This window comes from Streptomyces sp. NPDC001480 (assembly GCF_042894725.1).
GTDB lineage: Bacteria > Actinomycetota > Actinomycetes > Streptomycetales > Streptomycetaceae > Streptomyces.
Window position 1 is genome coordinate 55,907 of record NZ_JBIAVX010000028.1, and the last position, 9,546, is coordinate 65,452.

At 75.5% G+C, this 9,546-nt stretch carries 3 protein-coding genes; all 3 read right to left on the minus strand.

The window, feature by feature from the left end; genetic code table 11:
- Positions 1–14 precede the first annotated feature (14 nt).
- Positions 15–761, minus strand: coding sequence for a futalosine hydrolase (locus ACFY01_RS42260; RefSeq protein ID WP_390741080.1), 747 nt, complete (start codon positions 759–761; stop codon positions 15–17).
- Complete coding sequence (locus ACFY01_RS42265) at positions 758–1,825, minus strand: glucose-1-phosphate thymidylyltransferase (RefSeq protein ID WP_390741081.1); 1,068 nt, start codon at positions 1,823–1,825, stop codon at positions 758–760. The genes ACFY01_RS42260 and ACFY01_RS42265 overlap by 4 nt, the downstream gene beginning before the upstream one ends.
- Before the next feature lie 62 nt (positions 1,826–1,887).
- The gene (locus tag ACFY01_RS42270; RefSeq protein ID WP_390741082.1) at positions 1,888–9,534 is read right to left on the minus strand and encodes an SDR family NAD(P)-dependent oxidoreductase; all 7,647 of its coding nucleotides are present in this window, start codon (positions 9,532–9,534) and stop codon (positions 1,888–1,890) included.
- Positions 9,535–9,546: the final 12 nt, after the last annotated feature.

The window sequence follows — 9,546 nt, forward strand, 5'->3', positions numbered from 1 at the left end:
CGTCGGTCGGGCGCTCAGTCGTACGGCGGCGGATCGCCCTTCTCCAGGACGGTGCGCAGGGCGGTGAAGGTCTCCTGGAGAGCGGCGAGCGCCTCACCGATGCGCCAGGCCGAACGGTCGCGGGGACCGACGGCGTTGGAGACGGTGCGGATCTCCAGTACGGGGGTGTGGTGGGCGGCGGCGGCCTCGGCGACGCCGAAGCCCTCCATGGCCTCCGCCCCGGCGCCGGGGTGTGCGGACGCGAGGGCGCGGGCGCGTTCGGCGGTACCGGTGGCGGTGGAGACGGTGAGGACGGGCGCGTGGGTGGCGCCGGCGGCGCGGGCCACGGCCGTGGCGAGCCGGGGCGGGCAGTGGTGGACGGTCCTGCCGAAGCCGAGGGCGTCGACGGGCAGGAAGCCCTCGGGTGAGTCGGCGCCCAGGTCGGCGGCGACGACACGGTCGGCGACGACGACGGCGCCGACGGGTGCGTGCGGTGCGAAGCCGCCGCCGATGCCGGCGCTGACGACGAGGTGGTACGGCTCGTCGCGCAGCGCCGCGGCGGTGAGGGCGGCGGCGGTGGCGGCCGCGGCGGCGGCCGGGCCGACGCCCGCCGCGAGCAGGTCGGCGCGGAGCGGGCCGGGTGCGGTGCCGTCGCCGACCCGTCTGAGGACGCGCCCGGGCAGGGTGTGCTCGGTGGGCGGTGCGGCCGGTTCCAGGCCTCGGGCCGCGGCCTCGCGTTCCGCGGCGACCGCGGTCACCACGAGGAGCCGTACGGGTGTCATGACGGTATCTGCACGCGGCCGTGGTCGCCGATCACGAACCGGTGGGCGGCGGGCAGCCGCGGGGCGAGGGTCACCTGGACGTTGCGCCCGATGAGGGAGGCCTCGACGCGGCGGATGCGGTCGAAGGAGGAGTCCCGCAGCATGATGGAGAACTCGATCTCGCTGGCCGTGATGCGGCAGTTCTCGGCGACGGACGTGGAGGGGCCGATGTAGGAGTCGGTGATGACGCTGCCGGCGCCGATGACGGCGGGGCCGACGATGCGCGAGTTGCGCACCTCGGTGCCGGCCTCGATGCGGACGCGTCCGATGATCTCGCTGGCTTCGTCGACGTAGCCGTCGATGCGGGTCTCCAGGCGTTCCAGGAGGGTGCGGTTGACCTCCAGCATGTCGTTGACGTTGCCGGTGTCCTTCCAGTACCCGGTGATCACGGTGGAGCGCACGTCGAGCCGCTGGTCGATCAGCCACTTCAGGGCGTCGGTGATCTCCAGTTCGCCGCGCGGGGAGGGTTCGATGGCGCGTACGGCGTCGTGCACGCTGGGGGTGAAGAGGTAGACCCCGGCGACGGCGAGGTCGCTCCTCGGGTGGCGGGGTTTCTCCTCCAGGTCGACGACGTTGCCGCTGTCGTCGATGACGGCGACGCCGAAGGCGGTGGGGTCGGAGACGCGGGTGAGCAGGATCTGGGCGTCGCAGCGGTCCTTGCGGAACTCCTCGACGACGTCGGTGATGCCGTCGAGGACGAAGTTGTCGCCGAGGTACATGACGAAGTCGTCGTCGCCGAGGAAGGACCGGGCGATGAGGACGGCGTGGGCGAGCCCGAGGGGTTCGCTCTGCGGGATGTAGGTGATGTCCAGGCCGAAGGCCGAGCCGTCGCCGACGGCGGCCCTGATCTCGTCGGCGGTGTCTCCGACGATGACGCCCACGTCGGTGATGCCGGCCGCGGCGATGGCCTCGAGACCGTAGAAGAGGATCGGTTTGTTGGCGACCGGGACCAGTTGCTTGCTGGACGTGTGGGTGATCGGGCGCAGCCGCGTACCGGATCCCCCCGCGAGCACGAGAGCCTTCACAGTTCCATCCAGGTGACGTGTGGGAGGGGGCGGCGGCCCGGTGCGGCCGCCGCCCCGCGGGGTCAGGCACCGCCGAGTTCGGTCTCCAGGAACCGGCGGAGTTCGTCGTCCGACACCTCGTCCGGGTGGCCGGTGCCGGCTGCCTGCCGCACGTCGGGTGCGGCGGCGTCGAGTCGGTCGAGCAGCCGCTGGAGCCGGCCGCGGAGTCCGTCGTAGAGGTCGTCGTGCGGCCCGGCGTCGGCCAGCACCTGCTGGAACTCTCCTTCCAACTGGTCGAGTCGGGCGAGGACGGACCCTTCGGGGGTACCGGTCGCGGAGGGGGCGGGGGCCATCCTGGTCAGCAGGTGGTCGGCGAGTCCCGCCGGGGTCGGGTAGTCGAACAGCAGGGTGGCCGGCAGCCGGACGCCGCCGAGGGCGCCGAGCCGGTTGCGCAGTTCGAGGGCGGTCAGGGAGTCGAAGCCGACCTGCAGGAAACCCCGTTCGGGGTCGATGAGGTCGGCCGTGTCGTAGCCCAGGACGAGGGCCGCCTGGTCGAGCACCGCCCGCAGCACGGCCTCGTAGCGCTCGTGCTGGGGCAGTTCCGCGAGGCGGTCCCGCAGTGTGGTGCCGGGCTCCGGTGCCGTGGCGCCGGCGGTGGCCGCACCGCTCGCGCGGGCCACCCGCGGGGTGCGGGCGGGCAGGAGGTCGCGCAGCAGCTCGGGCACGGAGCCGTCGGCGGCGCGCAGGTCGGCCGGGTTCAGCGCGGCCGGCGCGAGGAACGCGTCCGGGGCGCCGAGTGCGGCGTCGAGCAGTGCGAGGGCGTCGGGGGTCTCCATGGGCCGCAGGCCGCCGCGCTGCACCCGGCGCCAGTCGGCCTCGCCGAGCTTGCCGGTCATGCCGCTGCGTTCCGCCCACAGTCCCCAGGCCAGGGACAGCGCCGGGTGTCCGGCGGCGGCGCGCCGGGTGGCGAGGGCGTCGAGGAAGGCGTTGGCCGCCGAGTAGTTGCCCTGTCCGACGCCGCCGAAGGTGCCGGCGACCGAGGAGAACAGGACCAGTTCGACGGGGCCGCCGTCCCGGGTGAGTTCGTCGAGGTGGAGCGCGGCGTCGGCCTTGGCCCGCAGTACGGTGTCCAGCCGTTCGGGGGTGAGGGCCTCGACGACGCCGTCGTCGAGGACACCCGCGGTGTGCACGACGGCGGTCAGCGGGCGCTCGGCGGGAAGCTGGGCGAGGAGTGCGGTCAGGGCGTCGCGGTCGGCGACGTCGCAGGCGGCGACCGTCACCTCCGTGCCGCTGCCGCGCAGTTCCTCGGCGAGCGCGGGCATGCCCTCGGCCTCGGCTCCGCGCCGGCTGACCAGGAGCAGGGAGCGGACCGCGTGCGTGGTGGCGAGGTGCCGGGCCACCTGCCGGGCGAGCACTCCGGACGCCCCGGTGATCAGTACCGTGCCGGATCCGGCGAGGCGGGCGGGGTCCCCGGCGGATGTGTCCTGGACGCGGGTCAGGCGCGGCGTGAGCGCGCTGCCGCCGCGCAGGGCGGTCTCCGTCGCGTCGCCGGCCAGGGCCGCGGGCAGCAGGTCCAGGGAGGCGGCGGCGCCGTCGTGGTCGAGGAGGCCGAAGCGGCCCGGGTTCTCGGCCTTGGCCGTGCGGATCAGACCCCATACGGCGGCCTGCGCCGGGTCGTTGTCCGGGGCGTCGGCCGTGCCGGTCGCCACGGCGTGGCGGGTGGCGAACACCAGCCGTGCCGCGGCGAACGTCTCGTCACGCAGCCAGGTGACGGCCAGTTCGAGGGCCCGGTGCGTGGTCCGCCGTACGGCGGCGGCGAGGTCCTCGGCCCCGTCGGTGGCGGGCAGGGACACCAGTACCGTGCGCGGCAGCGGAGCGCCGGCGGCGACCTCGGCCCGCAGGGTGTCGAGGCTGTCGTGCCGGGTGACCCGGCCGGGGTGCCGGTCGGCCCAGTCGGCCAGGGCTCCGTCGGCGCCCACGAGGGCCGGTGCCCCGCCGGTGTGGCCGCCGGCGGCGGCACCGGTGTCGGTGGGCACCCAGCGCAGGCGGTGCAGGCCGGCGGCGCCGGAGGGGTGCGCCGCCGGCCGGTCGGTGTCGACGGGGCGCAGGACGAGGCCCGCGATGCCGGCGACGGGGGTGCCCGTGGCGTCGGCGACCGCGACCGCGTACCGCTGGTCCCCCTGGGGGGTGAGCCGCACCCGCAGCGCGGCGGGCCCGGCCGCGGTCACCGTCGCTCCGGTGAAGGAGAACGGCAGGACCGTGGGTCCCTCGGGGTCGGCGACGAGTGCCACGGTGTGCAGTGCGGCGTCCAGCAGCGCGGGGTGAACGGTGAAGTCCTCGGCGCGCTCGTGGGGGACGCCGTCCTCCGGGGCGATGTCCGCGTACACCTCGTCGCCCAGGCGCCAGGCGGCGCGCAGGCCGCGGAACGAGGGCCCGTAGCCGAAGCCGCCGGCGGCGATGCGGTCGTACAGCCCGGACACGTCGAGCGGTTCGGCTCCGGCGGGCGGCCAGGCCGTCGTGTCGAGGCGCTCGGCCGGACCGTGCGGTTCGTCGCCGAGCGTGCCCCCGGCGTGCCGGACCCAGGGCCGGTCCGTCTCGTCGTGGGTGCTCAGGGGCCGGGCGTACACGGTCAGGGCGCGGGTCCCGGAGCCGTCGGAGGGGGCGACGGTGACCTGGAGCTGGACGGCGCCGGTGGCCGGCAGGACCAGGGGTGCCTCCAGGGTGAGGTCGGTGACCTGTGCCGCGCCGGCCCGTTCGCAGGCCTGCAGGGCGAGTTCGAGGAACGCGGTGCCCGGGAAGAGGACGGTGTCGCCGAGCGCGTGGTCGCGCAGCCAGGGCTGGCGTTCCACGGACACGGTGCCGGTGAGCAGCGCCCCGTCGGATCCGGCCAGCGGTACGGCGACGTCGAGCAGCGGGTGCCCGGCGGCCTCCAGACCGGCCTGGGCGACGTCGCGGGCGCCGGTGGTGGCCTGGAGCCAGTACCGGCTCCGCTGGAACGGGTAGGTCGGCAGGTCGACGCGGCGCGCCCGCAGCGGTGCGAGCAGCGCGGCCCAGTCGGTCGCGTGGCCGCGGACGTGCAGCCGGGCGAGCCCGGCGGTGAGGGACTCGCCCTCGTCGGTGTCGTGGCGCAGCAGCGGTACGAGGGTGGCGTCGCCGGTGACGCATTCGCCGGCGAGTGCGGTCAGCACGCCGCCGGGGCCTATCTCGACGTAGGTGGTGACGCCCTGTTCCTCCAGGGTGCGCACGCCGTCGCCGAAGCGGACGGCTTCGCGGACCTGGCGCGCCCAGTGGGCGGGGTCGCCGGTCTCGTCCTCGCCGTACGGGCGGCCGGTCACGGCCGACACGACGGGCAGCACCGGTGTGCTGTGCTCCAGGTGCGCGGTGCGGGCGGTGAACTCGTCGAGCATGGCGTCCATGCGAGGCGAGTGGAAGGCGTGGCTGACGTTGAGCCGGCGGGTCTTGCGGCCCTGGGCGGCGAGCGCGTCGGCGACGGCGGTCACCGCGTCCTCGTCCCCGGAGACCACGGTCGCCAGCGGGCTGTTGAGGGCGGCGATCGCGGCCCTGCCGTCGTGCTCGGCGAGCAGCGGCAGCACCTCCTGCTCGGTCGCCTGTACGGAGATCATGGCGCCGCCCTCCGGCAGCTCCTGCATGAGCCGGCCGCGGGTGGCGACCAGCAGACAGGCGTCCTCGAGGGAGAGCACCCCGGCGACGTGCGCGGCGGCGATCTCGCCGACGGAGTGCCCGAGGAGCACGTCGGGCTTCAAGCCCGCGCTCTCCAGCAGCCGGAACAGGGCGACCTCGAGGGCGAACAGGCCCGCCTGGGTGTAGGCGGTCCGGTCGAGGAGGGCGGCCTCGGGGGTGCCGGGTTCGGCGAACAGCACGTCCCGCAGGGGCTGTTCAAGGTGCGGGTCCAGGTGTGCGCAGACGGCGTCCAGGGCGTCGGCGAAGGCGTCGTACTCGGCGTAGAGCCGGCGTCCGGTGCCGGGCCGTTGCGCGCCCTGTCCGGAGAAGAGGAACGCCACCTTGCCGGAGCGTGCCCGGTCCACGGTGAGGCGCGGGTGTTCGCGGCCCTCGGCGAGCGCGGTCAGGGCCTCGGCGAAGGAGCCGGGGTCGCCCGCGACGATCGCGGCCCGGTCCTCGAAGGCGGCCCGTCCGCCGGCCAGGGACAGCGCGATGTCGGCGGGGCTCGCGGTGTGCGGTGCGGCGAGGTGGTCGAGCAGCCGGCGTGCCTGCTCGCGCAGGGCGTCCGTGCCCCGGGCCGACAGCAGCCACGGGACGACCGGTGCGGTCGCGGTCCCCTTCGGGTCGTTCGCCTCGGGGAGGGCGGCCGTGGCGGGCTCGGAGTCGGGTTCCTGGAGGATGACGTGGGCGTTGGTGCCGCTGACGCCGAAGGAGGAGACGCCGGCGCGGCGCGGGGCGTCGCCCGGGGCCCACTCGCGTTCCTGGTCGAGCAGGCGTACCGCGCCCGAGGACCAGTCGATGTGCGGGGAGGGGTTCTCGGCGTGCAGGGTTCGGGGCAGGACGCCGTGCCGCATCGCCATCACCATCTTGATGACGCCGGCGACGCCCGAGGCGGCCTGGGTGTGACCGATGTTGGACTTCAGTGCGCCGAGCCACAGCGGCCGGTCGGCGGGCCGGTCCTGGCCGTACGTCGCGAGGAGGGCCTGTGCCTCGATGGGGTCGCCGAGCTTGGTGCCGGTGCCGTGCGCCTCGACGGCGTCCACGTCGGCGGGGGTCAGGCCCGCGGAGGCGAGGGCCTGCCGGATGACCCGCTGCTGCGAGGGGCCGTTGGGGGCGGTGAGGCCGTTGGAGGCGCCGTCCTGGTTGACGGCCGTGCCGGCGACGGTCGCCAGGACGGTGTGGCCGTTGCGGCGCGCGTCGGAGAGCCGCTCCAGGAGCAGCAGGCCGACGCCCTCGGCCCAGCCGGCCCCGTCGGCGTCGGCGGAGAAGGCCTTGCAGCGGCCGTCGGGCGACAGGGCGCGCTGCCTGCTGAACTCGACGAAGGTGTCCGGTGTGGAGATCACGGTGACGCCGCCCGCGAGGGCGAGCCCGCACTCCCCCGTGCGCAGTGCCTGCACGGCGAGGTGCAGGGCGACCAGGGAGGAGGAGCAGGCGGTGTCGACGGTGACCGCCGGGCCCTCCAGGCCGAAGGTGTAGGCGATGCGGCCGGAGGCGACGCTGCTGGCGCTGCCCGTGGCCAGGTAGCCCTCCAGGCCGTCGGGGGCCTGGCGGGCCCGGCTGCCGTAGTCGTTGTAGTTGGAGCCGATGAAGACGCCGGTCTGGCTGCCCTTGACGAGCCCGGGGTCGATCCCGGCCCGTTCGAAGGCCTCCCAGGACGTCTCCAGCAGCAGCCGGTGCTGCGGGTCGACGGCGACGGCCTCGCGGGGTGAGATCCCGAAGAAGGCGGGGTCGAACCGGTCGGCGTCGTAGAGGAATCCGCCGTGCCGGGCGTAGGTGTGGCCCGGCTTGTCGGGGTCGGGGTCGTAGAGGCCGTCGATGTCCCAGCCGCGGTTGTCGGGGAACGGGGCGATGGCGTCCGTGCCGTCGGCGACCAGGCGCCACAGTTCCTCGGGCGAGCGTACGCCGCCGGGGAAGCGGCAGCCCATGCCGACGATGACGATCGGGTCGTCGGTGACGGTCTGCGGGCGGGCGGGGAGTCCGTCCGCCGGTCCGGTCCCGGTGTCGTCGAAGAGTTCGGTGTCGAGGTGTGCGGCGAGCGCGGCGGCCGAGGGGTGGTCGAAGGCCATGGTGACGGGCAGGCGCAGCCCGGTCGCCTCGGCGAGGCGGTTGCGCAGCTCGACGGCGGTCAGCGAGTCGAAGCCGAGGTCGCGGAAGGCCCTGCCCTCGGGCACGGCGTCGGCGTCGGCGTGGCCGAGCACCGCCGCGGCCTGCCGGCGGACCTCCGTCACGAGTGCGGCGCGGCGTTCGGCGGGGGCCAGTCGGCGCAGCCTGGCCGGCAGCGGCGGCCCGTCCTGTGCCCCGGGTTCCTTCTCGGCGCGCTCGCCGTCGGCCGCGGCGGCGGCCCGGGCCTCGGGGAAGTCACGGAGCGCGGCGAAGGCGCGGGCGGTGAGGAGTTTCCAGTCGACGTCGGCGACGACGAGGAACTCCTCGTCCTGGTCGAGGGCCTGCTGGAGGGCGGACACCGCCAGCTCGGGGTCCATCGGCGGCACGCCGTCGCGGCGCAGCCGCTGGGCGACCTCCTCGCCGACCATGCCGCCCCCGGCCCAGGTGCCCCAGGCCATGGACGTCGCGGGCAGGCCGTCGGCGCGCCGCCGGGCGGCGAAGGCGTCGAGGAAGGCGTTGGCGGCCGCGTAGCTGCCCTGACCGGATCGGCCCAGCGTGCCGGCCATGGAGGAGAACAGGACGAACGCGGACAGGTCGAGGTGACGGGTCGCCTCGTGCAGGGCCAGCACGGCGTCGGCCTTCGGGCGCAGCACGCCGTGGGCGCGCTGCGGGGTGAGCGCGTCGATGACACCGTCGTCGATGATGCCGGCGGTGTGCACGACGGCCGTCAGGGTGCCGCCGCCGGGCAGGTCGTCGATCAGCCGGCGGACGGCCTCGCGGTCGGCGACGTCACAGGCGACGACGCTCGCCGGGGTGCCCAGCTCGGCGAGTTCGGCGACGAGTTCAGCGGCGCCGGGGGCGTCGGCGCCGTGCCGGCTGACCAGTACCAGGTGTTCGGCACCGCCGCGGGCCAGCCAGCGGGCGACGTGCCGGCCGAGGCCGCCCGTGCCACCGGTGACCAGAACGGTACCGCTGGGCGTCCAGGCCGGGCCGTCCGGGCGCGGGCCGTCGCCGGCCCGGACGAGCCGGCGGGTGAACAGGCCGGACCCGCGCAGGGCGAGGTGGTCCTCGTCGAGGTCCCCCGACAGGGCCGCGGCGAGACGCCGGCCGGCCCGCTCGTCCAGGACCTCCGGCAGGTCGAGCAGGCCGCCCCAGCGCTGCGGGTACTCCATCGAGGCGATCCGGCCGAGGCCCCAGGCCATGGCCTGCAGCGGACGGTCCGGTGCGTCGTGGCGGTGCACGGAGACCGCGCCACGCGTGGCGCACCACAGGGGCGCTTCGAGCGATGCGTCGCCGAGTGCCTGGATCAGGGTGGTCGTCAGGACCAGACCGGTGGGCAGGACGCCCTCGTCGGACCAGGGGCGTTCGTCGAGGGCGAGCAGCGACAGGACGCCGTGCACGGGTCCGTGGGCCGCCTCCTCCTTCAGCCGGTCGGCGAGCCGGTCGCGTTCGGCGTCCAGGGCACCGGCGACGAGGACGCGCAGGCCGGCGGCCCGCTCCCGCAGCGCCGAGGTCACCTCGCGCACGAGGTCGCCGTCCTCGTGCCCCTCGGGGACGACGAGGAGCCAGGTGCCGTCCAGGGTCGCGGGTGCCCCGCCCTGTTCGGGCTTCGGCCGCCACACGATGCGGTAGCGCCAGCTGTCGAGGGTGGAACGCTTCCGCCGGCTCCGGCGCCAGGACGACAGGGCCGGTACGACGGCGCCCAGTGACTGCACGTCGTCCAGTCCGAGGGTCTCGGCGAGGGTCTCGACGTCCTCACCCTCGACCGACTCCCAGAACCCGTCGTCGGCCAGGTCGACCCCGCCGAGCACGGCGGGATCGGCGAAGGGGCCGGCCGGTGCCTGCGGTGCGTCCAGCCAGTAGCGCTGCCGCTGGAAGGCGTACGTCGGCAACTCCACCCGCTGCGGACCGTACGGGGCGAACGCCGGGGACCAGTCGACCGCCACACCACGTGCCCA

Bases quoted from the DNA above. Each gene is read 5' to 3' on its own strand.
- ACFY01_RS42260 (WP_390741080.1), bottom strand. From the start codon at position 761: ATGACACCCGTACGGCTCCTCGTGGTGACCGCGGTCGCCGCGGAACGC.